Genomic DNA, 26,102 nt, shown 5'->3' with positions numbered 1-26,102 from the left:
CATTTGATGGCTGAACCAGTATTCTTGGTACTGCGGAGGCTGCAGTTGCTTTCAGTCCGGCATTCTCCAACCCAGCACCATTGCACTTTCGAAGGAAGAAAACCGTGGCACAAAACGCACGCGAGCACCGGGACGACCACGGCGGCCAGGGCCGTTCCGAGTACCAGGGCGTTCCGGCAAATGCGCTGCCGCTGACCGCCAGCGAAGACCGCCAGTGGGCCACGCTGGCGCACTTCGGCGGGATTCTCGGCTGTGTTCCCTCCCTGCTGATCTACCTGATTTTCCGTGAGCGCGGGCCGTTTACCGCCCAGGAATCCAAGGAAGCACTCAACTTCAGCCTGCCGCCCACCATTGCTGCGCTGGTGGCCAACGTCCTGGTGTTTATTCCGGTGGTGGGAAACATTTTCGCTGTCATCGCCACCCTGATCTGGATTGCCCTGACCTGCTTCTCGGTGGCCGCAGGCATCCATGTCAACAAGGGCCAGCCGCACCGATACCAGTACAACCTGCGCTGGATCAAGTAGTCCCCACCCGCACCCTGACGGCGTGGGCCCACCACTGTTAGTCCGGCAGGATCCTGCGGACCACGGCATCGGCCAGCAGGCGCCCCTTCAGGGTCAAAACCAGCGTGCCGCGGAAGGCTGCCGGCGGCTCCACCAGGCCGTCCGCAATGAGCCCGGCCACGGCGTGCTGACCGTGTTCGCCCAGCGTTGACGTTGCCAGCCCCGACACGAGCCGGGCCTCAAGCATCACGCGCTCCACGTCGCGGGTTTCGGCGTCGAGCGTTTCCCGCCCGGCGGCCGGTGACAGGCCCTGGGCGAGCCGTCCGGCGTAGGCCGTAGGGTGCTTGACGTTCCACCACCGGACTCCGCCGACGTGTGAGTGCGCACCTGGTCCGATGCCCCACCAGTCGTCCCCCCGCCAGTACGCCAGATTATGCCGGCATGCCTGCTCCGGCGTCCGGGACCAGTTGCTGACCTCGTACCAGCTGAGGCCCGCCGCGCCGATCAGTTGGTCGGCGAGTTCGTACTTGTCGGCGTGGTCGTCGTCGTCGATCCCCGGGACTTCACCACGGCGGATCTGGGCGGCCAGCTTGGTGCCGTCCTCCACGATCAGTGCGTAGGCACTGATGTGGTCAGGCTGGTAGGACAGGGCCGTCTCCAGGGAGAACCGCCAGTCCGCCAGGGACTCCCCCGGCGTCCCGTAGATAAGATCCAGGCTCACGGCCAGTCCGGCGTCCCGCGCCCACTGGACCACCTGCGGCACGCGACTGGGCGTGTGCGTGCGGTCCAAGACCTTCAGGACATGGGGAACCGCGGACTGCATGCCAAAGGACACCCGGGTGAATCCGGCCTCGGCCAGCACCTGCAGTGATGCAGGGGTGACCGAGTCCGGGTTTGCTTCGGTGGTCACTTCGGCGCCGGGTTCCAGGCCCCAGTGCCCGACGGCAGAAGTCAGGATCCGGGCGAGGTCTTCCGCAGGGAGCAGCGTAGGGGTGCCACCGCCGAAGAAGACTGTACTCAGCGGCCGGTCCGGAAGACCCGAGTCCCGCAGGGCGGTGGCGGCAAAGTCAACTTCGGACACGGCCGTGCTGGCGTAGGCGTCCTGCGACGCGCCGCCGCCCAGCTCGGTGGCCGTGTACGTGTTGAAGTCGCAGTATCCGCAGCGCACCGCGCAGAACGGGATATGCACGTACAGTCCGAAGGCCCGGTCCGAAGCACCTTCCACTGCCTGGGCGGGCAGCAGACCGTCCGACGGAGCCGGGTCGCCGAGCGGAAGAATGCTAGGCATTGCAGGGGCCTCCGGTGTTGCCGGCCACTGTCATCACTACTTCTTGGCCTTGTCCTTGGACTCGTCAGTGGTCAACGCAGCGATGAAGGCTTCCTGGGGGACCTCAACACGGCCCACCATCTTCATTCGCTTTTTGCCTTCCTTCTGCTTCTCCAGCAGCTTGCGCTTACGGGAAATGTCACCGCCGTAGCACTTGGCCAGAACGTCCTTGCGGATGGCGCGGATGCTTTCCCGGGCGATGATCCTGGAGCCGATGGCAGCCTGGATGGGCACTTCGAACTGCTGGCGGGGAATAAGCTCGCGCAATTTGCCCGTCATCATCACACCGTAGGCATAAGCCTTCTCGCGGTGCGTGATGGCGGAGAAGGCATCCACCTGTTCGCCCTGGAGCATGATGTCCACCTTGACCAGGTCGGCCACCTGCTCGCCGTCGGCCTTCCAGTCCAGCGAGCCGTAGCCCCGGGTCTTGGATTTGAGGATGTCAAAGAAATCGAACACGATCTCAGCAAGCGGCAACCGGTACCGGATTTCGACCCTGTCCTCGGACAGGTAGTCCATGCCGCCGATAACACCGCGGCGGCTCTGGCAAAGTTCCATGATGGCGCCCACGAATTCATTCGGCGCAAGGATGGTGGCAGCCACCATCGGCTCGCGGACCTCGGCGATCTTGCCGGAGGGGTATTCGCTGGGGTTGGTCACGTGGACCACATTCTTGTCCTCCAGCGTTACCTCGTACTCCACATTGGGGGCAGTGGAGATCAGGTCAAGATTGTATTCGCGTTCGAGCCGCTCCCTGGTGATTTCCAGGTGGAGCAAGCCGAGGAAGCCAACGCGGAAGCCGAAGCCGAGCGCGGCTGACGTTTCGGGCTCATAGACCAGCGCGGCGTCGTTAAGCATCAGCTTCTCCAGCGCATCGCGAAGCACGGGGTAGTCCGTGCCGTCCAATGGGTACAGGCCGGAGAAGACCATCGGCTTGGCATCCGCATAGCCGGGAAGCGACTGCGTGGCGGGCTTGGCAAGATTGGTGACGGTGTCGCCCACCTTGGACAGGCGGACGTCCTTCACACCGGTGATGAGGTAGCCCACTTCGCCGACGCCGAGGCCCTTGGAGGGGGTGGGCTCCGGGGAGCTCACCCCGATCTCCAGGAGTTCGTGGGTGGCCCGGGTGGACATCATCTGGATGCGTTCACGGGGGTGCAGCATGCCGTCAACCACACGGACGTAGGTGACCACACCGCGGTACGTATCGTAGACGGAGTCGAAGATCATGGCGCGCGCGGGCGCGTTCGGGTCCCCCACGGGGGCCGGAAGGTCGCGGACGATCTTGTCCAGCAGGACCTCGACACCCATGCCGGTCTTGCCGGAGACGCGGAGCACGTCGTCGGGGTCGCCGCCGATCAGGCTGGCCAGTTCGGCCGCGTACTTCTCGGGCTGAGCCGCCGGGAGGTCGATCTTGTTCAGCACCGGGATGATGGTGAGGTTGTTTTCCATCGCCAGGTACAGGTTTGCGAGAGTCTGCGCCTCGATGCCCTGCGCCGCGTCAACAAGCAGTACTGCCCCTTCGCAGGCTGCCAGCGAACGGGACACCTCGTAGGTGAAGTCCACGTGACCGGGTGTGTCGATCATGTTCAGCGCGTAGCTGGTCCCGTCGAGTTCCCAGGGCATGCGGACCGCCTGGGACTTAATGGTGATGCCGCGTTCGCGCTCAATGTCCATGCGATCCAGATACTGGGCCTTCATATCGCGGGACTTAACCACCCCGGTGAACTGCAGCATGCGGTCAGCCAGGGTGGATTTACCGTGGTCAATGTGCGCGATGATGCAGAAATTCCGAATGATGGCCGGATCAGTCGCGGCGGGCACCGGGGCGGTGCGGGCCATGGGAGACACGCAGAGTCCTTACTGTTGACATTCGTGCCGCCGCCGCCAGGACGCACCGAAGGCACCCTGCGGCTGGACCGCACATTTGGAACTTCCAGTCTCCCACGTCCGGACGCATCGTATTGCATTCAGGTCAAACGGGCACGGGGGCCCGACGATAGTCTTGCCCCATGCCTATCAACCTCCGCTCCTTGGCGAACGCCGTCCGGACATCCGTCAGGTTCCTACAGAAGTTCCGTTCAGGCCCAACCGGATCTGTGGGACCGGCCACGCCCAAGCCGGCCCGCCACGCACCACCGGCCACGCCGGCCACGCCGGCCACGCCCGGCGTCTATCCTGGCGACTTCAACGGCACAGCAGCCCTCCGGTACGCCCCGCAGCCCGACGGCAGTCCAGACCCCGGCGAGATTGTGTGGGCATGGGTGCCGTATGAAGAGGACCACAGCCGGGGCAAAGACCGTCCTGTTCTGCTGGTGGGCAAGAACCGGCAGTACCTGCTGGGGGTGATGCTCACCAGCAAGGACCACGACCATGCCGGCAAAGGCTCCGGAGAGTACCTGGACATCGGGACCGGCAGTTGGGACCGTCAACAGCGGCCCAGTGAGGCGAACCTCGGCCGGATCCTACAGATCAGCCCGGACGCCATCCGGCGTGAAGGTGCTGTTCTGGACCGGAAACGCTTCGATCTGGTGGCTGCAGGCATCCGGCGCCGACACGGCTGGAAATAGACCGTCAAATGGCCAGCCTGCGGGGGGTCTGCTATTCTGTATAGCTGTGTGTCCGTGCAGGTCGACGGCCACTCATGGTTGGTCGCCATAGGTATCCCCACGCCGCTCAGTCAATGGCCAATCTGAAAGCCCTCTAGACCATTTCCGCATTAAAAAGAGAGTTCACACGTGGCTAATATCAAGTCCCAGAAGAAGCGCATCCTTACCAACGAGAAGGCCCGCCTGCGCAACAACGCAGTCAAGTCTGAGCTGAAGACGGCCATCCGCGCCGTCAACACCGCCGTTGAGTCCACCGACAAGGATGCAGCTGCCGCTGCCCTGCTTGTTGCCGGCCGCAAGCTGGACAAGGCTGTCAGCAAGGGTGTTCTGCACAAGAACAACGCAGCAAACCGCAAGTCGGCCATCTCCAAGAAGGTCAACGCGCTGTAAGGTTTCCAGTTCACCTGAACTGATGATTATGGCCGGCACCCATGGGTGCCGGCCATACATCTTTAAGCCATCAAGGCTTCCGCCAGGGCCACCGCCCGCAGCCGGGATCAGCTGGAGTCAGTGCCCCCGCACAGAGGTCGCAATGATGGTCACCGCGTGTTCGACGGCGTAGACGGGATCACGCGAAAGGCCCTTGACCTGGGCGTCGGCCTCGGCAGTGGCCTGGATGGAGCGGACCAGGCCCTCCGGGGTCCACCGGCGCACATCGCGCTGGGCCTGCTCCACAAGCCAGGGCTGCATGCCCAGTTCCCGGGCGATCTGCGCCGGAGATCCGTGGGCGCCGGCAACCTTGGCCACCGTCCGCAGCTTGGCCGCCAGCGCCGCCACCAACGGAACCGGATCGGCTCCGGTGGCCAGCGCGTGGCGGAGGGTGGAAAGCGCCAGTGGCCCGTTTCCGGCCATGGCGGCGTCCGCGACCTTGAAGGCCGTGGCTTCGATCCGGCCGCCATAGTAGCGGTCCACCATCTCCGGAGTCACTGCCCCCGTGGCATCCGCGATCAGTTGACTGCATGCCGCCGCGAGTTCCGAAAGGTTGGCACCCACAGCATTGACCAGCGTCTGTACGGCGTCTGAACTGATCTTCCGTCCGGCGGCCCTGAACTCCGTCGCCACGAAGGTGGCCTTGTCCGCATCCTTCTTCAAGGGCTGGCAGTCCACTACCGGCCAGCCGCCGTTTTTGACGGCATCAAGAAGCTTCTTGCCCCGGACTCCCCCGGCGTGGCGCAGGACGAGCACCGCGTCCGGCTCCGGGCGGGCCAAGTAGGTCAGTGCGTCGGCCAGGAAGGCGTCGTTCATGCCTTCAACGCCTTCGACCTCGATCAGCTTGCGCTCACCGAAGAGTGAGGGACTGACGTTCATGGCGAGGGTCCCGGCTTCGTAGGCGCCTGCTGTGAGGCGGCTGACTTCCACGTCGGGGAACGCGGTGCGCACCTGGGCGCGGAGATGGTCCATGGCACGGATGCCGAGGTATTCCTCCGGTCCGCCCACGAGGACGATTTCGGCAGGTGTCACGTCCCGCCAGGTGGCCGAGTTGGACGCCGGAGTCCTGGTTCGAGTGGTCTGGGCTGCGGCCATGGTGGATTCCTCCCGGAAATTCTGGTGCAGTGTCTAAGCCTGCCACGGTGCGCCGCCGCCACCAAGCCGGGGGCACGGTGGTTTGGTCCACGCCGGCCTGGGCCACGCCGGTCCGGCCGCTGGCACACGGCGGCCCCCAGACGCCGTTCCAGGAGGTCCAACACAGATTCTGTCCGGGCGTGCAGTGCCAGGACCCAACGGAACACCTGACGCGGCCGGACGGCGAGCCAGAGAATACCAAGCGTCAGCACGGAGAACAGCACCATAGTCAGGAGACCGAACGGGCCCTCGGGCCACGGCAGCGCGGCCCCCGGCAACCCGGCCGTAATCCGCGCGGTCCCTGCCACCCCGGCACTGAAAGTCCAGGCCACCGCGATCAGGACTGTCGCCAACCACGGCGCGGCAACCACCAGCGGGACCGCTGCCGTGCCCAACAACGTCACCGGCGCCACCAGCGGGGCAGCCATCAGGTTCGCAAGCAACGAATACGTCGAGAACTGGGGCTGCAGAAGCACAATCACCGGGCCGCACAGCAACTGCGCGGAGAGCGGGACGGCCCAGGCCGCGGCTGCCCAGCGCGGAATAACCGCGGGGGTCCAATCAATCATCCGTCTGCCCAAAACGATGATGCCCAGCGTCGCGAGCACCGACAACAGAAAGCCAAAGCTGGTACCGAGACCGGGATCGATCAGGAGCAGGCCCATGACAGCGAGGCAGAGGAAACTGAGCCCGCGGCCCGTCCGGCCCCCTGCCAACGATGCCACCGCAATTGAACCCATCAACGCAGCACGCAGCACGCTGGCATCCGGGCCCACCAGCACCACAAACATAGCCAGACCGGTCAAAGCCAATCCTGCCGCGGGGAGCCGGGGCAGGCGAAGACTCCGTGCAGCGATCAACAGCGCGCCCAGGACCAGGCTGCAGTTTGCTCCAGAGACTGCCTTGAAAGGAGATGGGTGAAATCCGTGATCATGTTCGATCAAACTGCGAGCCAGCGCCGCTGTTAAGTGCGGGCTTTCAAACGTGGGGACCACCGAACGTACGCCCTGTTTGCGGCAGGCGCGAACGGGATTCCGATGCGGCGGTTCTCGTCCGTGTGCTTCTTGGCAGCGCCTAAGTAGATAATTTCCGCAGTCTCCTCGTCCTGGGCTCCAGGGATGAAGAAGGGTTGTGGTGTATAGGGTCGGCTGAGCAAATACGCATCGTTGTGTGTCATAGCGACACTGTAGGGCGCTTGGCATGTTCGTTGTGGGAGGAGAGCTTGTTCACCTTCGGCCCGCCCCGCCGCGACCTCCGAAGCCCTGGTCTTTCCCGTGACGCCAGAGGACGACGTCCATGATGCGCAGTTCAGACAGTCGTAGTTCCACTTCCGAGAGTCGGTGAATCTCCGTCAAACGCTCGGGCAGGCCGGTGCCGTCGGTCAGGAGCCGGTGCCAGTTCATCCACTGGTCTGTTGAGCTGTCCACTCTGATGACCTGGCCAATGACCTCGTCCCAGATCGGAATGAGGTGGGGCCGCTTCCTGGCCATGATCTTGCTTGCGGTCGTAGCTCCGATTCCCCAGCGGTTGCTCTTCGTTCTGCGGAGTTCCGTCCAGAGCAGGGCGGCAGGGCCGCGGCCCGTGAGCAGGGCCGCTGCTTTTTCGCTGCTGAGGCGGCTTAGAGGCACGTTAGTGGGAATTTGCTCCAGCAGCTCTGTGATGCGCGCTGCTGTTTCAGGTTCAGCGAGCCCCACAATGGCTTTTGCCGGGACGGTGACGCTGAGCATGGACACGGCCACGGCGTCACTGTCCGTGATGACATCTCGGCTTTCCATGTCCCCACGGCCTGCCCACTCATCGAAGTAGCTTCCAGTACTGAGAAGCCCCTGCTTGTCGGGTTCGAGGTAGTAGCGATGCAGTAGCTTGGCGGCCGCCTTCACGTCCTGGTCGCTCAGGATGTCGGGTAGATCCAAGGTGCCCTTTCGGTTCTTCTATGCGCACTGCTGACGTACGCTGCGCCAGCTCGTTGACGGCGGGCGTCCAGAAAAAACTTGCGTGGGGTTCAGCTCTGTTTCGCAGGGCCCCGCTCGGGAGCAGAAACCCATCTCTTCTCGACGATCAGGGCGCAATGAGTTGTCTGAATTTGGATCTACATGAGGTCAATCGGTAATGAGGTCGAAAACGTCGTCCACCTCGACACCCTGAATCAAGTCCAGCTCAAGCGGGTACCCGTCCCATGAGTTCTTGGTCTTCGCATCCACCAAGGCATTGATGACCTGATTTTCGAGCGCCCCGGGGTCTTCCATCTCAATCCGCTTGCCCTCGGCGTTGAGGATGACCCCCGCGTAAAGATACGGGGCGTCCGTCTCTGGGTCATTGACGTGTATGTGGGCATGTGTGGCGCCGGGAACGGCTTCGCATAGTGCGGCCGCGATCTGCGGAACCAGTTCGTTTCGCAACTTGATATCAAAATCTGCATTTACCCAAGCCATGTCCCCACCCATCAGTAGTAGTCTCACAGGGCTCATCAGCCCCTTGCCAGCACCCTATCGCGACTCAGGTCCGGCAGTTGATCTGGCTGCCTTGGATGTCAATAGGTACGGCAACTGACGGCCGTCCCCTGCCCATCCCTAGGAGGCATCCGTGGGAAGATCATGTTGCTAATTCAGCAGCCGGATACGGGCACAAACTGAAGCAGGGACATGGACATAAGACGAGCCAACCGGGGTGACCAGGTGGCAATAGGCCACCTGATATTCCCGTGGGACCGGGACAACGGTCAGAGGTACCAGCGTGGGCGTGGTCGGGTCAGTGATCGCGAGTTCGTCGCCGAGGACGCCGACGGGATAGCGGGCTGGATTTCGGGACACCACAACGCGAAGGCATGGCAGTTTCTCGCGGCGTACGAGGACCAGCCTGAGAACTGGATCTGCTCGCAGATCGTGAAGTTTTTCGTGCACCAGGAGAGGCGGTCCCAGGACATCGGAGGCCTCCTCCTGGCGGAGTTCGAAAGAGACGCCCAAGATGCCGGGTGTGATCTCGTTGTGGTGACACCCGACGACAATGGGGAGAAAGAGAGGCTTCTTAGGTTCTACCGTGAACACGGGTATGAGTTCATGGACCCGTGCAGTGATTATTCAACGAGGCCGGCGTGGTTGATGACAAAATCCTTGCCGGTCCTGCGGTAGGCAATGGAGCCTGTTTCAATGGACGAGCTGACTCCGGACATGGAGATGAGTTCCAGGGAGGCCGCGGCGTACCTGAGCGGTCCCGCGGGCTATACCCTCAATGCGAAGTTTGTGAGGGACCTCAAGTATGTCGACATGGGTCCGGTCGTGGAGAAGCGCGGCGGCCGGCTCGTTTACCGCAAGTCAGCATTGGACGCCTTCCTTAGCGAGAACGGTCCCGACCCTGAGGTCTGGATACAGGGTGGCTGGAAAAAGGTCGCCGACCAGTTGCGCGGGATAGCAGAAGTCACTGGGGATACTGGTTTTGACCAGATGATTGAGACCCTGGACAAACGTGGCCCCCAGGATGGCTGGGACCCAGACCAGGTGAAGTAGCAGTGTCGGGACCGCTGGGTACTCCCCTGACATCGGATAATCGACACGTGACTGACCGACCAGCCCTCTATCTGTTCCCGTATCTTCGTCTGCGCAAGGAAGTGACAGCTGGACCGTGGTCACTGCAACCGCTCGACCCGGAAATACTGGCTGCGCCTTTTAGCGACTTTGGTCGGACGTTGAGTGCACTCCTTGCCCGGTTCCGTGACGAAGCCGGCCAGCCGTTGACGACTGCGACTCTCGTTCAGCGTACGGAGCCAGAGCTGGACCCTGGAGAGGCACGCGAGCACGAACGAGATGCCCTCCGGGCTGCCGTGTCATTTGCCGTTGCCGATGCCAACGCCGGCTATGGGAATGAGATCCCTTGGGATGCGCCTGCATTGAACCTTGCTACGGCTGAGGTCGCGACGTTCTTTGTCGGTGAAGTCTCTGCACTCGAAAAAGGCACATTTGTCCGAACCAGAGGCGGAGCACTAAACCACCGAAGCATTGGCGGGGGCACGGTGCATGATGACTTCGTGGTCGTCCCGCCGCCGGAAGGGTTGGTATCGATCCCGGACCTTGCACTCGATGGTGTGCTCATGGACGCCGTGTACCAGGTTGCCGTTGAAGCGTTGTCAGATGACTCTCCCACCATCAACCGTGAGGTTTTGGCCGCGCTTCATTGGCACAGCCGGGCATGGGAAAATTCGCCGCTTCACATCATGCCGGACGTCATCGTGCAGCTAAAGACTGCCATCGAAGCACTCTCAGGTAAGCACAGAACCTCTGACGGGATACCCGTTCTCGAAGGGATCTACCGCTCAGTGGCGGGAACAATCGGTGCCGATGAGTTTTTGTGGCAGAAGTCAGGCCCGAGCTTTCCTCGCGTATTCGACAAGGGGACCAAAATGTACAGCTCCTTTGGTCACTGGTACTGGTACCTGGCAGACACTCGTAACGCGATCGTCCACGACACAGAATCACCCGTCATGGAGCACATCGCCGACGGATCACCGTTCCACGGGAATCTCTTTCGTGTTGCCGAGAGAGTGACACGCGAACTCATCAAGATTCGCCTCGCCCACCTGGGCCACCTGGAAGCCGCGCTCAGCCCGTCGAGGCGGGGTCACCTTCACATCGCCGGGTACCTCGGCCAGCAGATCAGAACCATCGCCCCGTTGCAGAGCCAGCCAGCTGGGGTGAAATGAGTAATGGCGGGCCGGCGACCATCACCTGCGTCGGTAGAGTGTGCCCATGATCACTTCTCGGTACACAACGCCGGCCTGCATCGCCTTTGTTGGGCTGCTTCTCGCCGGCTGTGCAGCGCCTGCGCCTCCGACAGCCGAGGAGACTTCAACACCGTCGACATCAGCGGCTCCGGGCAGCACGCTGACTGACGCGGAGCGTGTGACCAAGGCGGAGGCCGCAGTCCAGGCTGTACTTCCGAATGCGCCCATCTGGAAAGGCATGACTTTCAAAGGGGTCGTCGTTGACGCATCCGAGATCTGCGTTGACCGCACCTGGGCTCCGGGCGGAGGACCGGATCATGTCGGCGGGAACGCCGGCTACGTCGTGGTCAGCTTTCCTGCGGTCGCCCTGGGCAAACCACAGGACGGGACATGCGCAGATTATGCACTAGCATCTGCCAAGGCACAGCCCACCGTTGAGGTGCCCTCTGCCGTAGCCAATGACCCGGGTCTTCTTGTCAGCACCGATTTCGGAGATAAGTGGCCGCTGACAGTTCCTTATGTTGAGGCCCATTGTCAGGCCATCACCGTGGACGGCCGCCGCCTCAAGGCGGTCTTTCTCGACGCCCCAGGGGGTAAGACTTACGCACTCAATGGCACAGCCAAGGACCACAGCAGCCATCCCGACATTGATCCAATCTGGGCACCGCATCCCGACGTCGCCGGTCTGAAAATCGACATCAGCCCGGTCATTGATGCCGCGCTTGCACTTTGCGACTGACCCTCGCCGGGGATACTTCCCGGCGCTGCAACCAGCAGCCTAAGTTTAAGTCCCTCAACATGCACTACCGCGGTGAAGACGCGCGTAACGGAAGGAAGGCTCAGTCAGGTGGAGGTCAGCAAGCGGCATCACACGGTTCCAAACTTCTACCTGAAGGGCTTCGCATCTTCGGACAAGAGACCACGAATCGGCGCAGCCAGTCTCGACGATGGACGACGCCTGGTGGTTCCGACAAGCGATGCGACCGTGCGGAAGAACTTCTACTCCCTCGATGGCCACCCAGACGGCTCCGACGTCTTTGAGAAGGAGCTGTCCAATCTGGAAGGTGACGCATCAGCGGTGATCAAGAAGGCCGTGTCCGGTACCTGGCCGCTGACCCTCGAGGATCGCGAGATCCTGGGCACCTTCCTGGCCTTCCAGTTTCTCCGGGGCCCAGACACCAGGATCTCGCTGGACCAGATCAGCACAACGCTGCTGTCCAAGGTGATTTCACAGCTGGGTGCGGACGGTATCCGGAACACACTGGCCAAATCGGGTGGCAAGCCAGTCGATGACGACATCGTGCGCCGGCTGCTGGAACAGGCATCCCAGCCCGATGGGCTGACCGCGAAAACCACGTCGGCAGGCCACATCAACCACATGCTCGAACTCGTTCCGGAATTGGTACGCTACTTCGTGGGCCGGCCATGGGTCCTGATCAGGTTCAGCAGCAGGAAGCTGCTGACGTGCGACACTCCCGTGGCGCTCGTGCCGAACCCGGAATTCGAGGATGCGTATTCCGGGGTGGGTCTGATGACCGCCTGGGGAATCACCGTCCCTCTCACCAGGGAAGTCGGTCTTCTGCTGGCCAATCCGATGGCCCTGGCCGAAGAAGACACTCAGAAGCCCTTGGAGGAGCTGCTGGAGGACGTCGTCAGCGGGAAGTATGACCATGAGCAGAATCCTTCGACCAAGATGGCTCACTTTTTCAACAACCACACGATCGCCAACGCCCGCCGCTGGATCTTCCACCACCCGGATGATGCAGACCTGCTTCCTGATAGCCTTCCCGATCCCCGTGACCGGGAGGTGGAGTCCGAAGTGATTTCGGGCTAGGCGTCTAACGCATCCTCACTCATCCGGTCAGCCTATCTACGGGACCTGCCGTTTCCTTCCAGTAGGCTCGCCAGCGTGACTGATGAGTATGTGCGAGCCGCCTACGGGGCATGCGCTGCCGAGTACACGAGCCTTCTTGGCTTCGTCGAGGACATGCATGAACTGGATCGGCAACGCATCAAACGATGGGCAGAACGAATCGACGGCCAGGTGATCGACGTCGGTTGCGGTCTCGGCCACTGGACTGATTTCCTGCAGCGGAACGACGTGCAAGTGCAGGGCCTCGACCTCGTTCCGGAGTTCATCGACAGCGCGCGAGCACGCTTTCCGAGCGTCTCATACCGGGTCGCCTCGCTCCGGGATCTCGGCGTGCCAGACGGCTCTCTGCACGGGGTGCTCGCGTGGTACTCCTTCATCCACGTTCACCCTGCCGAGCTGCCTGCGATTCTCTCGGAGATCGCTCGCGCTCTGGCCCATGGAGGACATCTGCTCATCGGATTCTTCGAGGGCGCGGCGGCCCAGCCTTTTGAGCATGCGGTCACGACGGCTTACTACTGGTCTGTTGAGCAGATGCGACACCTGCTCAGCGAATCGGGGTTCGACGTGATCGACGTCGAAACGGGCCAGGATTCAGGTAAGCGGCCGCACGCCGCCGTCGCCGCCATTCTCCGCTGAGGGTTCCCCAGATTTGGCCGGCGGCAGCAGTGCCGATTAATTCTCGCGTTTACCGGCAACGCGACTCACCACCATCGGTATTTACTAGGGATCAAGCCCGCGAGCGAAGCCAGGCCGCCGGCGCAGAATATAACTCCCACGAAACCGGCAATCCCGTCACTTACCGGTCCTGTAGTGAGAAAGACGCCGAGGCCGAGGCCGGCTACTCCGCGGCCGAGGCGCCACGCGCGGTTCGCCTTCGTGTTCGGCTGGTATCTCGAAACCCATACTTCCGCCGCTCTCCTGCACGGTTTCCTGGCGGGTTCAGTACAGTTTGAGTGGGTCCCTCAATGACCCGGCCGAATTCGTCCACCCATTGGCCGGTTCCTACTTCCGGGCAGTGGGCGTGCACGCTCTCGTCGATGGCAGCGAAGTCCGCCGGGCATGGACCGATAGTTACACATTCAGGGCGCAACTGGCCGGGGGTCTCCAGTCTTCCCGATGTCATGAGCGGGACGGCCGCACAAGCGGCCCCGGACTTTCTCGCTGCCGCCCACCCGGCTTTCGTTCTTTGGTTCTTTCGTTCTTTCGTTCTTTCGTTCTTTCGTTCTTTCGGACAAGCGTGAGCGCTCGTTCTGGGCAACGGAGGCAAACATGTCAAAAAAGAGTTTGCTGAAGGTGCAGAGCCGAGCCGATGGAACTCCTGGCCACTGAAGCCACCATCGACAACTACGCCCAGCACAGGTCCTGGGTCGTGGGTCCTGCGTCACCGCGATGCTTTCGGTCTGGGCGCCCCCTGGTCGGAGCCCTCATGCTGCAAGTCTCGAGGCTCCTTTGCAGCAACTGCGGAGCAAGCCCGGGTTCATGCCACTGAAGATCGCAGTCGCCCTGGCCGAATGCGGTTATGCGCGCCCAAGACGCTTGAACGACGCTGAAAGTCCGCTTCTTCCAGACGTTCTCGCGATAGGGCCGGACAGAGACTAGGTGTTCTTTACCCAACTTGGTGCCTCTGTCGCGCCCTGGTAGAGGGCTCGTAGCGTCTCAAGATTTTCGACGCCCGCGGTCAGGAAGCCACCCAGAACGCTGATGCGCGAAGTGAGACGGAACATCTTGCCATTTTCAACATCGCCGGCGAACTTCCGCTCCAGGATCACGGGCATTACAGCACTGTTCGCATGAGCAAGGCCGCTGCACGATTTCCACACCTGGAGACCGGTGAAACTAACTCTGGTAGACACTGCTTTGTCCGCAGCAGAAACCACGTCAGTTGTTGTTGACCGCGCGGTGAGGTCCCTGTTCCGGTAGGCGGGAATGGCTTGCTGAAGCTCCAGCAACCGCCTGCGGACGTTGCCGCCTGTTCCCTGCTTTGGCCCGAAGACCTTGCCGAGGTTGGCGAGGTCTTCATTGTTTTCGTACGAGATGCGAAGCGAGAGGAAGGCTTGCTTGTCGACTCTGCCGGCACCCAGCAGCCAGAGCCCATAAGACGATGCTTCCACGGCAGACCGGATCATCGAATAAAGGGCCGTCATGGGAACATCATTGGCTTTCTCGATGTACTTGACGGCCGCCCGCAGGTTGTCGAGGGCAACCATGTGAAAGATGGAGAGCTGATTGGACATCGGCTGATATGGAGTGAGCGCATCGACGGCGGCAAGCCGACTGCCCTTCTCGGGATCTTGTAGATCCGGCCCATTCAGGACCGCTTCTACACGGTGCCCAGCTTGCTGGATGAGCCATAATCCAGCCCGTTCGTCCTCTTCAGATTCAGTTGTATCCAGCGAGTAGACCATGGCTTGACGGTACACAACTCAATCCCGCAATGGCCGATGCCACGTACCGGGATCTGAAGGAGCGTATCCCGCGAGGATGAGTGCCGGCTCCAGAAAGAGTCCTGCGAGCAAAAGTCCAACACCCTGTTGGACTTGCCACTGGTATAGCTTCAGGCAGCTCTGACGACAAGCAGTTCGGCCCACTCCGTGGTGTAGCGCGGTGACAGGGCCTCGCGCCGCATGCCCCAGTCGGGCGCCTCCACCATCCCGGCGCGGCCCAGGCCGATAGACCCAGTTCCGAATCGGTCCATAATGTCGCCAAGGAGGGCCCCGATGTGTTTTTCCTCGTGGGCGGTGGCAAATACGGGCAGCTGCGGTGCGGCGCCGGCCGGTGACAGCTCTGTCAGCATGACCCCTGCCCTGGCGTACGGCACCCCGTCCACGATCCGGTTCTCCAAGGCGGACACTGCCGCCTTGGTCAGGATCACCGGGTCTGCCGTCGGCGCCGGCAGCTTCACTGTCGCAGACGGGAACGAGGAGAATCGCTCATTGAAGTGTGACGTGCCCGCGAAGGACGACATCAGCGTGGCCTGCTGATGGTCCTTGGCCAGCCGGATGGCGGCCTGCTGGGCGTAGATCGCCATCACCTCGTGCATCCTGGCCGCCGAGGTTACCGGCTTGGAGAAGGACCTCGAAAAAATCAGCTGCTTCTTACTGGCGATCTCGGTCTCCAGCGGGATGCAGGGGATCTCGTTGAGCTCCATGATCGTGCGCTGCATCAGCACCGAGAACTTCTTCCGCATGACGACCGGGTCCGTGGCTTTCAGGTCAGCGATCGTGAAGATCCCCAGGGCGTTGAGCTTCTTCCCGAGCCGACCGGCGATCCCCCAGATGCCGGTCACCGGCACCCGGGCCATGATGTGGTCGCGATGAGGCACAGCAAGCGTGTCGTAGCTGCATACCCCGCCGAGGGCAGGGTTCTGCTTCGCAACCCGATTCACGAACTTGGCCAGGGTCTTCGTGGGGGCAATCCCGACACAGACCGGCAGACCTACGTGCCTGGCCACGGCAGTTTTGATCTCCCGCCCGATGCGCTCCAATTCCTGCGGCTCTCCGCGCAGCATGGCGAATGCCTCGTCGATCGAATACACCTCGACGATATAGCTGTAGCGGCCAATGAGCTCCATGACCCTGGAACTCAAATCTCCGTAGAGCTCGTAATTGCTGGATTTCGCAATGAGACCCCTGAGTCTGGGATCCGCCTTGAGCTTGAACCAGGGGTCGCCGTTTTCGATGCCCAGGGCCTTGGCCTCATTGGATCTGGCGACAACGCAGCCATCATTGTTGGACAGCACCACAACCGGTTTGCCGTCCAGCTTCGGGTCGAAGGCGCGCTCACACGAGACGTAGAACGAGTTCACGTCAATGAGGGCTGTCCGCTCCACCCGGCCGCCAGGAAGATCCTGCATCAGACGTGACCCTAGAGTCGATGGAGACAGCGGGTAACAACGCCCCAGACGCTGAGCTCGGCAAGCTCCGGAATAACCACGTCAGGATAGGCGGGATTCTCGGCAGCCAGCCGCACGCAGCCATGCTCCAGCCGCAGCCTCTTGATGGTCATCTCCCCGTCGATGATCGCGACAACGACGTTGCCGTCCACAGGGGTCAGCGACCTGTCCACAACCAGTTCGTCGCCGTCGTATATACCAGCACCGTCCATAGAGTGTCCGGACACCCTCACCAGGAACGTGCTGGTGATGTCGTTGATGAGGTGTTTGTTCAGGTCGATGCGGCCGGTGAAATAGTCCTGGGCAGGCGAAGGGAAGCCAGCCGGCACAGCAACAGAACAGTACAAGGGCCCCGGAAGGCCGGTCACAAAGACGTCCAGAGCGGCGACAACGACAGCACTCATCGACCACTACCTCCCGGGGATTTCGAAACTATGTTCTCCACAGGCTTATACACATGTGAATATGTCTTCGATTAAAAGTATACGACCGGTGCGGGGGTCCAGGGTCTGGGCCGCTGACGAGAGATCACCAGGTCGTCTATGTGGCGGACACCAGTGGGACGAGCCACTCCTGGATTTTCATCATCACGTCGTGGGGCTTCGGTGCCGCTGAGTAGACGCGTACTTCCCCGTAGTTTGGATGCTGGATGTCCAGCGGGATCAAGTCGTCTTCCCGGAGCCGCACCACGAGGTAGCCGGCTGCCAACAAGTCCCGTGTCTTGTATTCATCGACAAGGACCTTCGCAGGAGGGCGGTGCCAGTACGCGCCGTCGTACTCGATCACCAAGGTGTGGCCACCTACCACCGCGCTGATGTCGGCAGACCACGACTTTCTGGTCTGGAATACAGAGTCACGGAGGATTGCCCCGGACCGGGCGCCAGAGAAGGCAGCTTCCGCAGCCGCATGGTGGGCGAGCTCAACCTTGGACTTTCCCACCTTTTTGCATTCAGGGCAGCCCGATCCATTGGAACGCCCGGCCAGGGAGCTTGGCCAGACATGCGCATTGTTGATCGCACAGATCCATTCAGGAACGAAGTCTGTTTTCCCGTACGACCTGACTTCCCACGCCGTCACCGGGTTGGCGTCGCTCCACTCGGCTGCCAACCCGGGGTCCTGCCATGCCAGAGATCCCAGCTTGGTCTCACAGCGCGGACAGCGGAGACGGTCATACTTGTCCCGGTCCCTGGGGGTGGCCCCCCACTCATGGCCGCAGCAGTCGGCGACCCACCAAATAGTGCGCTTCGAGTCCCAAAAGACTGTCTGCGGGGCGAGTTTGCCGTTGCGTGTCGGATGCCACTGGCTCGCTATTTCCGGCAGTATGTCTGCCACCATGGAGCGCTTGGCTTTCCTGGTCTCCGCCGCTTTGCAGCTGGGGCAGCCAGACTGGAGGAAGGTCAGCGGCACGAGGCTGCACGCGTGGCCCTGGGGACACCTGAACTTTCGTAGGGGCCGGTGGCTGCTGCCCACCACCATCACCTGGGACGGGTCATCCCCATCGACCCATGCCGCTGCGAGTTCTGGAACGTCAGCGACTGGAGTGACCTTCCAGCGCTCATATTCCTCGTTCCACTGAGCACGTCTGGCGGCTGCGCACACGGGGCAGGAAGGCCTCTGCGCGGTCATCTCGTTAACCTTCTCCGGGAAACGGTGTCCGCAGCTGGGGCAGCGCCAATTGCATGCCCGCGTCGCTTTCAGCGTGACCGTCTGAAAGGCGGCCTCGTCGTTGTTCTCGTGGTCCCACCACGACAGGGCGGGGCTATCGGAATCGACAAGCAGCTGCCGGCCGCTTGTTTTTGCCCCCGGCGTCGTTGACCGCTTGTTCTGCTTACATGTACAACCCCAGCCATAGTCGCTGAGCCGCTGTGCTGTGATTCTGCCGCATCTCCGGCATTTACCCACGACGGGGTCCATTCCGTCGTTGAACTCGACGGTGTTGGAGATGAAGTCATAGCCGTGGCGATCCAAGTGTGCTTTGAGCCTCTCCCCGGGCCACCAATGAGCATCAAGAAATTGCTGGCCTTCGGGCTCGGGAAGCAGGTGCAGGATCATGACCGGCTTGCCGGCGCGCAGGATGGTCCGGAGCATAACTTCGAAGGCATCTGGAGGATTGAGCTTCCGGGCGTACGCTGCCCACTCTTTCCAGTGGCAGGCGCGGCACGTCTTTTCTTTCTCCGCGTTCTTATCCGTGACGTAGGTGAACTTGTAGTGGGCCGAGACCCCGCATTTCAGGCACTCTGTCAGCCACCAGGCATCGCGCCCGGGAAACGGCTCAATGGCTTTGAGGCCACCCTGTTCCAAAATCCCCTCAATGCACTTCAGGCACCATGCAGGCTTGCTCGTCGTACGGTATGCAGCCTGCCCCGAGCAGTCCGAAGTAGAACATGCCTGTGATGCGGCCAAAATTCTTCCCCCAAATCCTCGTTCACCTCCAATATAGGTTTTCCGGCCACGCACTTGCGGTGGACAGCTCTGCGCCGCGCCCCTAGCGCCGGGAAGCGGCGGTCTGGCGCAGGCTGATCGTGGTTAGGCTGAGTGCTACGGGCACAAGCGTGCCGAGCACGTTGACGTCTGGAGGATCGCCATGGCCGACCTTGTCCCTGAATACCTGACCTTCGACTACCGCTGCCATTTTCGGGGGATTCCCGGCACCCGCCATGACCCGGAAGACTACCCGGTGTTCTGGACCGTCAAGGTCAAGGCAACTGACTGGGAGAATGATGACGACGAGGGCAAGGAAGTGTCCGTCGGGGAAGCCCACCTGTACATGGTTCCGGACGCGGGGGCCATCGAACTGTTCCTGACCCTGGACGCAGTGAGCCAGGAAGTGGCGAATGTCGGGGAGATGCTGACGATTAACCGCCCGGACCTGATCGACGACATGGCCCTGGGCGGGGACCTGCTGGTCCTGTCCTCACTGCGGATCGCTCCGACATTCCGCGGCAACAAACTCGGCCACTCCATCCTGAAAGCTATTCTCTGCACGGTCGGCCGCTCCGCGAGCAAGGTCATCCTGGAGGCAGCACCGGTACTCACCAAAGGTGCCCCCGAGGAAGGAACACCGGAGCACGATGCCGCCAAAGTGGCGCTGCGGCAGTACTGGGAGAGTTTCGGCTTCCAGCCGGCCCACGGCGACTACCTGGTCTTCGACGACATGGCAGACGTCACGGACTAACGGAACCGGGGCAGCTGAAACCCTGCTTTCCCTGGAGATTCCGTCCGGATCCTTGGATCGCTACTCGACGTCCGGTTCCCCGTCGTCGATGATCTCGCCGGAGGCGATGCTCTCGGCTGTGCGCTGGTAAGCCTCGGCGACGTAGTCTTCGAGGTCCTGGCGAGCGGTGCGCCACAGGCCCCTCCCGCCGATCTGAATGGCGCGAAGCTCTCCGGTCTTGATGAGGCCCCGGATGAGGCTTTGCTTCACGTTCAGCTCTTCAGCTGCCTGCTCGATGGTCAGGAAGCGGTGTTGTGTGGATTCGTCGGACACCGAACCATCGTATGTGCGCGAAGATAAGTGCAGCGGTCGTAGACTCGGTCCATGAAGTCGGGATGGCGGATCCTGGGAACGTCACTGCTGGTTGCTATGGGGCTGCCAACCACTGGATGCAGTGTCATATGCCCGGCCGTGGGGTACGCCAGCGTCATTACCGTCAATGTTGAAGGCAACGCCGCGGCCGTCGATGAGGTGCAGTTATGCAGCGATCAGGGATGCTCCGAACGGCTGCCGGACTACGGGCCCGCCGTGCCCATGAAATCGGTGCAGCCAGGCTTGCCGAGTCCCACGGCACCGAGCCCCGCCGCTCCAAGCACTCCCCCGGTCGCCTTTCTTGGCACGAGGACCGACGCGAAGACCTGGACGTTCAGCATTTCCCAGCGGGGGCTACCGAAACACGTGACGGTCCGCGCCCTGGCACCCAACAAAACCGTGCTGGCCGAGCAGGAAAACGACCTCGTATGGACCAGGGTCGGCGGGTCCGAGCAGTGCGGCGGACCAGTCACCACTCCCGCAATCACCGTTAAGGTCGGCGCGAAGTAGCCCAGCCTGGCAGGTGATGACCATTCACTACTCTTCTATCCCCGCTGCCGGCGGCCGGCTGCGGACACGGCGATTATCGCAGCACTGGTTCGCTTGGTGATGTGGGATTATCCGAGGCTCTCGAACACCATGGTTGCCTGAATGCGGTCACCGCCGCCAAGTCCCTTGCTCCCACTGCTTGACGTGGTAATCGTGTGGAGCCGGTAGCCCTTCGCGGCCTGATCGTTGATGGCCTTCTCCAGGGAGGTCAGGTTGCCCGAACCCGTTCCCAACAGTTTCTCTTTGAGTATCACCTGTATGACGACGTACTGCTGCATGACGCTGCTTCCTTCCGTTGCTGGTCAACTGGCAGCAATGCTACGCGATGGCTCGGGACGCTCCTCGGGGCGTGAGCGGGTGGCGCTTTGGGTTTCACACCCCAATTAATCATCGGTGTTTTTCGACCGGCCGGTACCTGTCGCCAAAGGCGACCAGAGTGCTCTGGAGCAGCGTCATGCTGTGCAGTATGTCCACGGGACGGGAACGGCATTCTGCCGGCAGTGGACTGACCATCCACGCAGCGAACACGTTGTGTGGAATCTTCAGGCTCATCGCCTGGTCAAAGAGGCGCACCACCGGTTCGTGTAAAAGTCCATCTTTGAGTTGGAAGCCCGGGCAGAAGGTTCCCTCGCCGATGAACACCCGGACTGCACGGCGCATGGCCTCGGGGTCGCCAAGTGCCCGGAAGTGGGCCTCCAGGTCTGCGCTGGTCGGCAGCGTGAATTCTTCGCGGATGCTGTCCCAGATGCGCTCCGGGACAGCCGGCCAAAATCGCTCAGCCTTCACATTCAACGCAGTAGGCATGGCCGTCCTTCTCGCGCGCCTTCTGCGAACGGTGGCGGACCAGGAAGCAGGAATAACAGGTGAACTCATCGTCAGCCTGCGGGATGACCTGGACGACGAGCTCCTCAGCAATGAACTCCCCGCCGGGAGTCAGCCCATCGAGAGCATCAGCCTCGTCGAGCTCTTGAACCACGGACTGCGCATCCGGTGCTTTGGCGGACTTCAGGGCCTCCAGTGAGCTTTCCTGGGACTCCTTGACGTCGGTGCGCAGTTCATCGTAATCGGTTGCCACGGAGGTGTATCTCTTCTCTGTTGAGGGGGTGTTACCGGTCCTGCAACGTACAGGACATGGGAAGAATTCCCGGGGAGGGCCCACCTGTCACCCCAATGCGGCCGTCGTGATGCGCCCCTGCTGATTAAGGAGCATGATGCAGTGCAGCAAGGAATGTCTTTCCGTGCGGGGTCGGTGACAACATCCATCGCGTCAAAAGGTCAACGAAACGGCTCAGGTGGTTGACGATACGGACGGCAACACTCTCGGGGTCCTGGTCGGTGTAGGCACGCACGGCGTCGTCAACTGTATTCCCGGTTCCAAGGCTGCCGGCGATGTCCTGCAGCCCGAGGTGAATAAGTCCGTTCCGCAGCTTTGACTGTCCCAGAACCCATGCCGATTCAGGGTCGTCCAGAAAGTCGAACATTTCAGCGGACTGCGGGGGGCTGCCGCCGTCTGCCCGGATGGTTTCGAGGGCTGTCAGGGATTGGAACAAGGCGACGAACCGATGCTTGCGGGCGGCGGCTCGGCACCACGTGCAGAGCGATCGGGACGAGCTCATCATTGCAGAGGAAGAAACACTGTGAACTGTCAGTAGGGCTGCTGCTAGAGACGGTTCGAGCTCGCCGCCGAACAGCCGCGGTAACGCGCCGACGCTCTTCCCATCGAACCATCGAAAATCCGGGACGGAGCCGTGCTCATGAAAACTAATGCCGGAGTATTTCAATAGATAACCAGCGACGTTACCAACGCCAGTGCTCAGGCGCCCGATAGCGGGACCGCCAGTTGCAAGGTCGCTGACCTGCTCAGGCCCGAGCCCCGTCAGATAGTGCGCGCTGACAAGACTCGTATACGGCCGGCCATCGAGGATCACAACTGACAGATCGTCGCGGAGAATGTCGAAGAGTCGGCCCCGCCGGTCAGGCGGGAAGAAGGCCCCGCGGTTAGCCCGGAGAAGCTCATCGAAGTGTGCGACAACGCCGTGGAGATTTCGCTTTTTGTCGGCGAAGAATTTCCCGCTCATGCGGGCTGCCTTCGCCGTGTCTGCGTCCCATTTCGCGTTCAGGCTCCAGCCCAGAGTCTTGCCGAAGTGCAGGTGCGCCTCGTAGGCCGCCATGGCCCCGTATTGAAGTAAAGCGATCTCAGCGGCGATCGCGGAATTCGGAAGGCCGACCAGGGAAGTAGCTACGTAGTGCATATCGGCGCGTGCTATGTCGAGGGCAATGACCTCAATCGGGTCGAGCTCCGTTAAGGTCATGCACGTATCCCTTCGTGTAGCCAATCATTTTCTCCACCGGTCAGCACGAGCGAACCTAGCGGCCGCTCGTCGTGGATTCGCCGCCAATTCCGATTCCCCGAAGTAGCCGAACATTTACCTAATCGTAGGCAAACACGGAGTGGATGCCGGTGTATTCCTCGACGAACGAGGCGCTTCACGCCTGCTCAGCGCCCTCCTCCCCGTCGTCTGTGATCTCGCCGGAGGCGATATGTTCGGCGGTGCGGCGGTACCCCTCGGTGATGAAGTCTTCGACGTCGTTGGCCCCAATGCGCCACTGGCCGCGTCCGCCGACCTGGATGCCGCGCAGCTCACCGGTCTTCAGCAGGGCGCGGACCTGGACGGGTGAAACGTTCAGTTCTTCGGCAGCCTGGCCAATGGTCAGGAAGCGGCGATTCTTGGGTTCGTCGGACACCGACCCATCCTATGTGCGGGCCTGCCTGTCCGGCGGGATCAGCCCCGTGCCCGGCAACGAAAGCCGCCGCTCCCAGACAGGAACTTTGCCGGTGAGCTTCTTGGACGTCAGGTGCCAGTGGTGGCATTCCTGGCAAGGGTAGGCCCGGGCGGGCTGCTTGCCGTCCTTCCCGCGGGAACGGATCGATTCCAGGGCCCGCAGGGCCAGATACTGGGTGGGGTACGGGCTTTGTGACAGGCCATTGAGGGCACCAATCGTTCGTGTGACCGAACGGTTCATACCCGCCTACAGTCGCCATGTTCATAGCGGTTTGCTTCTGGCCGGCCAGCGTAGCCCCTGCAGATTAGGCTTCTGAGATGCACACCGATTCGCGAGCACACCAGCCCTCATCAGGCGACGCTCCGCAGAGTCCGCCGGTCACCAGGACTAACCGCCGGGCACCGGACCCGGAGTTCGTGGAAATGTACCGGAAGGGCATCCCGGCCCCGAAGATCGCCGCCGGAGCCGGCCTGCCCGCAAGCACCGTCCGGTATCACCTTCACCTGGCAGCCCGGGAGGAGCCGGGGCTCCGGGATGAGCTTAGAACAGCACCGGGCAGGGCACCGCGCAACAACCGGGCCGGGCTGAGGAACCTCCGGGATGTCCTGGCTTTCCACCAGACACAGGGACGCCTGCCGACGACCGGCGGGAGCACGGCACGGGAACGGGCCCTGGGCGTGTGGCTGCACCGCCGCCGGCAGGACGCTGCCGCGGGCACCCTCTCCCCCGCCTATGGCCCCGGCTTCGGACGCCTTGGCTTTCAACGCTCCCTCGACGGTGGTCTTGGTGCGCCCGGTTTTCTTGGCGATCGATGCCGCTGAAACACCGATCAGGGAAAGCTGGTGGTAAGCGTCGGCCTCGTCCGCTTCGGTCAGCTCGGCGCGCTGGATGTTCTCCACAACTTGGGTGACGATGCGCTCGGCTTCCTCGGGGCTTTCCATGATCATGACGGGGATGAGGGGCCGGGCAGCTTCGACGGCGGCGCGGGTGCGGCGCTGGCCCATCAGGACGTGCACGGTCCCGTCCTCCTTGCGGTGGGCAATGACGGGTTCAAGCACGCCGTGTTCCTTGATGCTGGCAACGAACGAAGGCGTCAGGGCGGCGTCCTTACGCACGTTCACATCAACGCTGAGGGCTGCCGGGTCCAGCCATTCCAGCGTCGGGGTGGACATGGGGGTTTCTTCTGTCTGTGGGGCCACCCGGGGAAGCCTTTCTGCACCCGTCGACCCGCTTGCTCGCGGGCGTGTCTGCTCCTTGGAGTGCCCGTGCGTTTATTTTGCGTCCGGTTGGGTCTTCAAGGGTGCACTTGTCGGCAGTGGGTCCCGGTCTCCGGAAGGGATTGCGGCGGCATCTGCCTTCCAGGATCTGTTCGCACGTGCGGAACGGGTCCAAAGGAAAGAGCGCCGGGGGCCGGTTGCTTTGACCACCAGAACGGCGATGAGGCTCGTGACAGGGATGGCGAGTACCAGCCCCACGGAGCCGACCAGGGTTCGGACTACTTCCTCGGACATCTCGGTGCTGGTCAGCGCCTCCCCTAGTGGGCGGCTGTAGAGCATCACAATGATCATGATGGGCAGGGCGGCGCCTGCGTAGGCGAACGCGATTGTATAGACGGTGGAGGCAATATGATCGCGTCCGATCCTCATCGCGGAGCTGAAGAGCTTGCGGGCAGAGGTTTCCGGGGCCAGTTCGTAGAGTTCCCATACCGCGGACGATTGGGTGATGGTGACGTCGTTGAGGACGCCAAGTCCGGAAATTATGAGTCCGCACAGGACGATGCCCGAGATCGAGATGTCGCCCGATATGTTGGCCAGGGTGGCGGCCTCAAAGTTTCCGCCGCCCGACAGGTTCGCCGCGTGCGTTGTCCAGGCCGCCAGCAGCGCGGTGATGCCCAATCCGAACATTGTCCCCAGCAGGGCGGTGGACGTTCGCGCTGAGAACCCGTGTGAGAAGTACAGCATGCCTATCATGATCACGGTCGAGCCTACGACGGCGAGAAGCAGCGGGGGTTTGCCTTCCACCAGGCCCGGGAGCATGAACCCAGCCAGCACAGCGAACGCGCCCACCAGTCCAATCAGAGCCCGGAGCCCGCGCCAGCGGGCCACCGCGACCACGACCACGGAATACAGGACGGCCAGCAGAAAAATCGGCACGGTACGGACGAAGTCGACAAAGATGAACTGGGGTGTGGTCTGGCTGGTGCTGGCGCCTACGGATGCCGTCAAGTCCACGTAGCTGATGTTGTCTCCGGCCTTTACCCCATGGGACTTCGCGACGTCCGGGTTGATAACCACCTTGACCGGGCTGCCGCCTTTATCCGGCTCGGTAAACGCAAACACACAGTCGGAGGCGTCCTGTCCGCGGGCATCCGGGCTTGCTTCCTGCGTACAGCTTTCCTGAACCACGCGGTGGATCTTGCCGGTCTCAAAGGTCGCACCGGGCGCACCGGCGTACGGGTTGGCAAGGGTGAGACCTTCCCTGCTCCCCGAGGGCCACATCAGGATCATGGCGGCCAACGTCAGCAGTGCCAGAGGTACCAGCACGGCGAACAGCAACCGGTTTGCCCGCCGCCGCAGGGCCACCGCGCCCGGTGACGGATCCGGCTCGGTAAGAGAGTGGGCGTGTCCGTGGCCCATCAGCAGTTCAACCTCACCCGTTGAACTCTACGGCTCAAGGAGCCCTTGCCCCGCCCCGACAGCTGTCGGGGCACCGGTCATGACGTCCGAGAATCCTGGGCCGAAGGGAGGCGCCGGCTGCCGGGG

Annotated in this window: 29 protein-coding genes and 1 pseudogene; 11 read left to right on the top strand and 19 right to left on the bottom strand. The window is 62.2% G+C overall.

Annotated elements, in window-relative coordinates; translation table 11 throughout:
• The first annotated feature begins 104 nt into the window (after positions 1-104).
• On the top strand, positions 105-524 hold the full coding sequence (locus DAD99_RS18905; RefSeq protein WP_185260611.1) for a DUF4870 domain-containing protein: 420 nt from the start codon (positions 105-107) through the stop codon (positions 522-524).
• Positions 525-561: 37 nt separating this feature from the next.
• On the opposite strand, the gene hemW is transcribed toward DAD99_RS18905, so the two are convergent.
• On the bottom strand, positions 562-1,791 hold the full coding sequence (gene hemW, locus DAD99_RS18900) for a radical SAM family heme chaperone HemW (protein ID WP_193342751.1): 1,230 nt from the start codon (positions 1,789-1,791) through the stop codon (positions 562-564).
• A 36-nt stretch (positions 1,792-1,827) separates the two neighbouring features.
• Positions 1,828-3,681: a translation elongation factor 4 gene (gene lepA, locus DAD99_RS18895; RefSeq protein WP_193342750.1), complete on the bottom strand. Its 1,854-nt coding sequence runs from the start codon at positions 3,679-3,681 to the stop codon at positions 1,828-1,830.
• Positions 3,682-3,842: 161 nt separating this feature from the next.
• Between lepA and DAD99_RS18890 the strand changes: the two genes are divergently transcribed.
• The gene (locus tag DAD99_RS18890; protein ID WP_193342749.1) at positions 3,843-4,400 is read left to right on the top strand and encodes a type II toxin-antitoxin system PemK/MazF family toxin; all 558 of its coding nucleotides are present in this window, start codon (positions 3,843-3,845) and stop codon (positions 4,398-4,400) included.
• Between the two features lie 168 nt (positions 4,401-4,568).
• Entirely contained in the window at positions 4,569-4,829 is a 261-nt protein-coding gene (rpsT, locus tag DAD99_RS18885) for a 30S ribosomal protein S20 (RefSeq protein WP_056340153.1), read from the top strand.
• A 117-nt stretch (positions 4,830-4,946) separates the two neighbouring features.
• On the opposite strand, the gene holA is transcribed toward rpsT, so the two are convergent.
• From holA to DAD99_RS18865, 4 genes are all read right to left on the bottom strand, one after another.
• Entirely contained in the window at positions 4,947-5,963 is a 1,017-nt protein-coding gene (gene holA, locus DAD99_RS18880) for a DNA polymerase III subunit delta (RefSeq protein WP_193342748.1), read from the bottom strand.
• Positions 5,897-7,204 carry a ComEC/Rec2 family competence protein gene (locus DAD99_RS18875; RefSeq protein WP_193342747.1) on the bottom strand — a complete coding sequence of 436 codons (1,308 nt, stop codon included), beginning with the start codon at positions 7,202-7,204 and terminating at the stop codon, positions 5,897-5,899. Before DAD99_RS18875 ends, holA begins: the two co-directional genes overlap by 67 nt.
• Positions 7,205-7,228: 24 nt before the next feature.
• A complete protein-coding gene (locus tag DAD99_RS18870; RefSeq protein WP_193342746.1) occupies positions 7,229-7,915 on the bottom strand; it encodes a DUF6308 family protein in 687 nt (228 codons plus the stop codon).
• Between the two features lie 186 nt (positions 7,916-8,101).
• Positions 8,102-8,434, bottom strand: a complete 333-nt coding sequence (locus DAD99_RS18865; protein ID WP_193342745.1) for a hypothetical protein — start codon at positions 8,432-8,434, stop codon at positions 8,102-8,104.
• A 210-nt stretch (positions 8,435-8,644) separates the two neighbouring features.
• Between DAD99_RS18865 and DAD99_RS18860 the strand changes: the two genes are divergently transcribed.
• The 6 genes from DAD99_RS18860 to DAD99_RS18835 all read left to right on the top strand — a co-directional run bounded on the left by DAD99_RS18860 (position 8,645) and on the right by DAD99_RS18835 (position 13,225).
• On the top strand, positions 8,645-9,130 hold the full coding sequence (locus DAD99_RS18860) for a GNAT family N-acetyltransferase (protein ID WP_193342744.1): 486 nt from the start codon (positions 8,645-8,647) through the stop codon (positions 9,128-9,130).
• Between the two features lie 18 nt (positions 9,131-9,148).
• Positions 9,149-9,505, top strand: coding sequence for a hypothetical protein (locus DAD99_RS18855; RefSeq protein ID WP_193342743.1), 357 nt, complete (start codon positions 9,149-9,151; stop codon positions 9,503-9,505).
• A 47-nt stretch (positions 9,506-9,552) separates the two neighbouring features.
• Entirely contained in the window at positions 9,553-10,695 is a 1,143-nt protein-coding gene (locus DAD99_RS18850) for a hypothetical protein (protein WP_193342742.1), read from the top strand.
• A 46-nt stretch (positions 10,696-10,741) separates the two neighbouring features.
• A complete protein-coding gene (locus tag DAD99_RS18845; RefSeq protein ID WP_193342741.1) occupies positions 10,742-11,455 on the top strand; it encodes a DUF2511 domain-containing protein in 714 nt (237 codons plus the stop codon).
• Between the two features lie 108 nt (positions 11,456-11,563).
• Positions 11,564-12,550: a DUF4238 domain-containing protein gene (locus DAD99_RS18840; RefSeq protein WP_193342740.1), complete on the top strand. Its 987-nt coding sequence runs from the start codon at positions 11,564-11,566 to the stop codon at positions 12,548-12,550.
• A gap of 75 nt (positions 12,551-12,625) precedes the next feature.
• Positions 12,626-13,225 carry a class I SAM-dependent methyltransferase gene (locus DAD99_RS18835; protein ID WP_309233404.1) on the top strand — a complete coding sequence of 200 codons (600 nt, stop codon included), beginning with the start codon at positions 12,626-12,628 and terminating at the stop codon, positions 13,223-13,225.
• Between the two features lie 959 nt (positions 13,226-14,184).
• Here the strand turns inward: DAD99_RS18835 and DAD99_RS18830 are convergent.
• The 4 genes from DAD99_RS18830 to DAD99_RS18815 all read right to left on the bottom strand — a co-directional run bounded on the left by DAD99_RS18830 (position 14,185) and on the right by DAD99_RS18815 (position 18,782).
• Complete coding sequence (locus DAD99_RS18830) at positions 14,185-14,994, bottom strand: hypothetical protein (protein WP_193342739.1); 810 nt, start codon at positions 14,992-14,994, stop codon at positions 14,185-14,187.
• 149 nt (positions 14,995-15,143) lie between these two features.
• Positions 15,144-16,442: a Y-family DNA polymerase gene (locus DAD99_RS18825; protein WP_193342738.1), complete on the bottom strand. Its 1,299-nt coding sequence runs from the start codon at positions 16,440-16,442 to the stop codon at positions 15,144-15,146.
• Between the two features lie 11 nt (positions 16,443-16,453).
• The gene (locus DAD99_RS18820) at positions 16,454-16,885 is read right to left on the bottom strand and encodes a LexA family transcriptional regulator (RefSeq protein WP_193342737.1); all 432 of its coding nucleotides are present in this window, start codon (positions 16,883-16,885) and stop codon (positions 16,454-16,456) included.
• Positions 16,886-17,021: 136 nt separating this feature from the next.
• The gene (locus tag DAD99_RS18815) at positions 17,022-18,782 is read right to left on the bottom strand and encodes a zinc-ribbon domain-containing protein (RefSeq protein ID WP_227008235.1); all 1,761 of its coding nucleotides are present in this window, start codon (positions 18,780-18,782) and stop codon (positions 17,022-17,024) included.
• Between the two features lie 283 nt (positions 18,783-19,065).
• On the opposite strand from DAD99_RS18815, the gene DAD99_RS18810 reads away from it, so the two are divergent.
• Positions 19,066-19,656, top strand: a complete 591-nt coding sequence (locus DAD99_RS18810; RefSeq protein ID WP_193342735.1) for a hypothetical protein — start codon at positions 19,066-19,068, stop codon at positions 19,654-19,656.
• A gap of 60 nt (positions 19,657-19,716) precedes the next feature.
• Here the strand turns inward: DAD99_RS18810 and DAD99_RS18805 are convergent, their stop codons facing one another.
• Positions 19,717-19,968, bottom strand: coding sequence for a helix-turn-helix domain-containing protein (locus DAD99_RS18805; protein ID WP_193342734.1), 252 nt, complete (start codon positions 19,966-19,968; stop codon positions 19,717-19,719).
• Positions 19,969-20,019: 51 nt separating this feature from the next.
• Here DAD99_RS18805 and DAD99_RS18800 point away from each other — a divergent pair, with 51 nt between their 5' ends.
• Entirely contained in the window at positions 20,020-20,517 is a 498-nt protein-coding gene (locus DAD99_RS18800; RefSeq protein WP_193342733.1) for a hypothetical protein, read from the top strand.
• Positions 20,518-20,624: 107 nt separating this feature from the next.
• Here DAD99_RS18800 and DAD99_RS18795 read toward each other — a convergent pair whose 3' ends face one another.
• The 8 genes and pseudogenes from DAD99_RS18795 to DAD99_RS18760 all read right to left on the bottom strand — a co-directional run bounded on the left by DAD99_RS18795 (position 20,625) and on the right by DAD99_RS18760 (position 25,976).
• Positions 20,625-20,834 (bottom strand): DUF4177 domain-containing protein, encoded by a 210-nt coding sequence (locus tag DAD99_RS18795; RefSeq protein ID WP_193342732.1) that lies wholly within the window; start codon positions 20,832-20,834, stop codon positions 20,625-20,627.
• Between the two features lie 109 nt (positions 20,835-20,943).
• Positions 20,944-21,360, bottom strand: coding sequence for a hypothetical protein (locus DAD99_RS18790; RefSeq protein WP_193342731.1), 417 nt, complete (start codon positions 21,358-21,360; stop codon positions 20,944-20,946).
• Positions 21,332-21,631: a DUF4193 domain-containing protein gene (locus DAD99_RS18785; protein ID WP_193342730.1), complete on the bottom strand. Its 300-nt coding sequence runs from the start codon at positions 21,629-21,631 to the stop codon at positions 21,332-21,334. The genes DAD99_RS18790 and DAD99_RS18785 overlap by 29 nt, the downstream gene beginning before the upstream one ends.
• A 124-nt stretch (positions 21,632-21,755) precedes the next feature.
• On the bottom strand, positions 21,756-22,868 hold the full coding sequence (locus DAD99_RS18780) for a hypothetical protein (protein ID WP_193342729.1): 1,113 nt from the start codon (positions 22,866-22,868) through the stop codon (positions 21,756-21,758).
• Between the two features lie 175 nt (positions 22,869-23,043).
• Complete coding sequence (locus DAD99_RS18775) at positions 23,044-23,301, bottom strand: helix-turn-helix domain-containing protein (protein ID WP_193342728.1); 258 nt, start codon at positions 23,299-23,301, stop codon at positions 23,044-23,046.
• A 9-nt stretch (positions 23,302-23,310) separates the two neighbouring features.
• Complete coding sequence (locus tag DAD99_RS18770; RefSeq protein WP_193342727.1) at positions 23,311-23,580, bottom strand: hypothetical protein; 270 nt, start codon at positions 23,578-23,580, stop codon at positions 23,311-23,313.
• Positions 23,581-24,056: 476 nt separating this feature from the next.
• Positions 24,057-24,512, bottom strand: a pseudogene (locus DAD99_RS18765) (ParB/RepB/Spo0J family partition protein); the annotation flags it as partial.
• Positions 24,513-24,611: 99 nt separating this feature from the next.
• On the bottom strand, positions 24,612-25,976 hold the full coding sequence (locus DAD99_RS18760) for a YibE/F family protein (RefSeq protein WP_193342726.1): 1,365 nt from the start codon (positions 25,974-25,976) through the stop codon (positions 24,612-24,614).
• Between the last annotated feature and the right edge of the window lie 126 nt (positions 25,977-26,102).

This window comes from Pseudarthrobacter sp. AB1, from assembly GCF_014926485.1.
Classification (GTDB): domain Bacteria; phylum Actinomycetota; class Actinomycetes; order Actinomycetales; family Micrococcaceae; genus Arthrobacter.
Note: the sequence above shows the minus strand (reverse complement) of the source record. Positions and strands in the feature narration are given on the sequence as shown.

What these genes read in the sequence shown, in the direction of transcription:
- DAD99_RS18865 (WP_193342745.1), bottom strand. Translation starts at nt 8,434, where the DNA reads ATGGCTTGGGTAAATGCAGATTTTGATATCAAGTTGCGAAACGAACTG.
- holA (WP_193342748.1), bottom strand. Translation starts at nt 5,963, where the DNA reads ATGGCCGCAGCCCAGACCACTCGAACCAGGACTCCGGCGTCCAACTCG.
- DAD99_RS18855 (WP_193342743.1), top strand. Translation starts at nt 9,149, where the DNA reads ATGGACGAGCTGACTCCGGACATGGAGATGAGTTCCAGGGAGGCCGCG.
- DAD99_RS18770 (WP_193342727.1), bottom strand. Translation starts at nt 23,580, where the DNA reads ATGAACCGTTCGGTCACACGAACGATTGGTGCCCTCAATGGCCTGTCA.
- DAD99_RS18825 (WP_193342738.1), bottom strand. Translation starts at nt 16,442, where the DNA reads ATGCAGGATCTTCCTGGCGGCCGGGTGGAGCGGACAGCCCTCATTGAC.
- DAD99_RS18760 (WP_193342726.1), bottom strand. Translation starts at nt 25,976, where the DNA reads ATGGGCCACGGACACGCCCACTCTCTTACCGAGCCGGATCCGTCACCG.
- DAD99_RS18780 (WP_193342729.1), bottom strand. Translation starts at nt 22,868, where the DNA reads ATGACCTTAACGGAGCTCGACCCGATTGAGGTCATTGCCCTCGACATA.
- DAD99_RS18830 (WP_193342739.1), bottom strand. Translation starts at nt 14,994, where the DNA reads ATGGTCTACTCGCTGGATACAACTGAATCTGAAGAGGACGAACGGGCT.
- DAD99_RS18800 (WP_193342733.1), top strand. Translation starts at nt 20,020, where the DNA reads ATGAAGTCGGGATGGCGGATCCTGGGAACGTCACTGCTGGTTGCTATG.
- DAD99_RS18875 (WP_193342747.1), bottom strand. Translation starts at nt 7,204, where the DNA reads ATGCCAAGCGCCCTACAGTGTCGCTATGACACACAACGATGCGTATTT.
- DAD99_RS18820 (WP_193342737.1), bottom strand. Translation starts at nt 16,885, where the DNA reads ATGAGTGCTGTCGTTGTCGCCGCTCTGGACGTCTTTGTGACCGGCCTT.
- DAD99_RS18810 (WP_193342735.1), top strand. Translation starts at nt 19,066, where the DNA reads ATGGCCGACCTTGTCCCTGAATACCTGACCTTCGACTACCGCTGCCAT.
- DAD99_RS18860 (WP_193342744.1), top strand. Translation starts at nt 8,645, where the DNA reads ATGGACATAAGACGAGCCAACCGGGGTGACCAGGTGGCAATAGGCCAC.
- hemW (WP_193342751.1), bottom strand. Translation starts at nt 1,791, where the DNA reads ATGCCTAGCATTCTTCCGCTCGGCGACCCGGCTCCGTCGGACGGTCTG.
- DAD99_RS18845 (WP_193342741.1), top strand. Translation starts at nt 10,742, where the DNA reads ATGATCACTTCTCGGTACACAACGCCGGCCTGCATCGCCTTTGTTGGG.
- DAD99_RS18890 (WP_193342749.1), top strand. Translation starts at nt 3,843, where the DNA reads ATGCCTATCAACCTCCGCTCCTTGGCGAACGCCGTCCGGACATCCGTC.
- DAD99_RS18795 (WP_193342732.1), bottom strand. Translation starts at nt 20,834, where the DNA reads ATGCAGCAGTACGTCGTCATACAGGTGATACTCAAAGAGAAACTGTTG.
- DAD99_RS18790 (WP_193342731.1), bottom strand. Translation starts at nt 21,360, where the DNA reads ATGCCTACTGCGTTGAATGTGAAGGCTGAGCGATTTTGGCCGGCTGTC.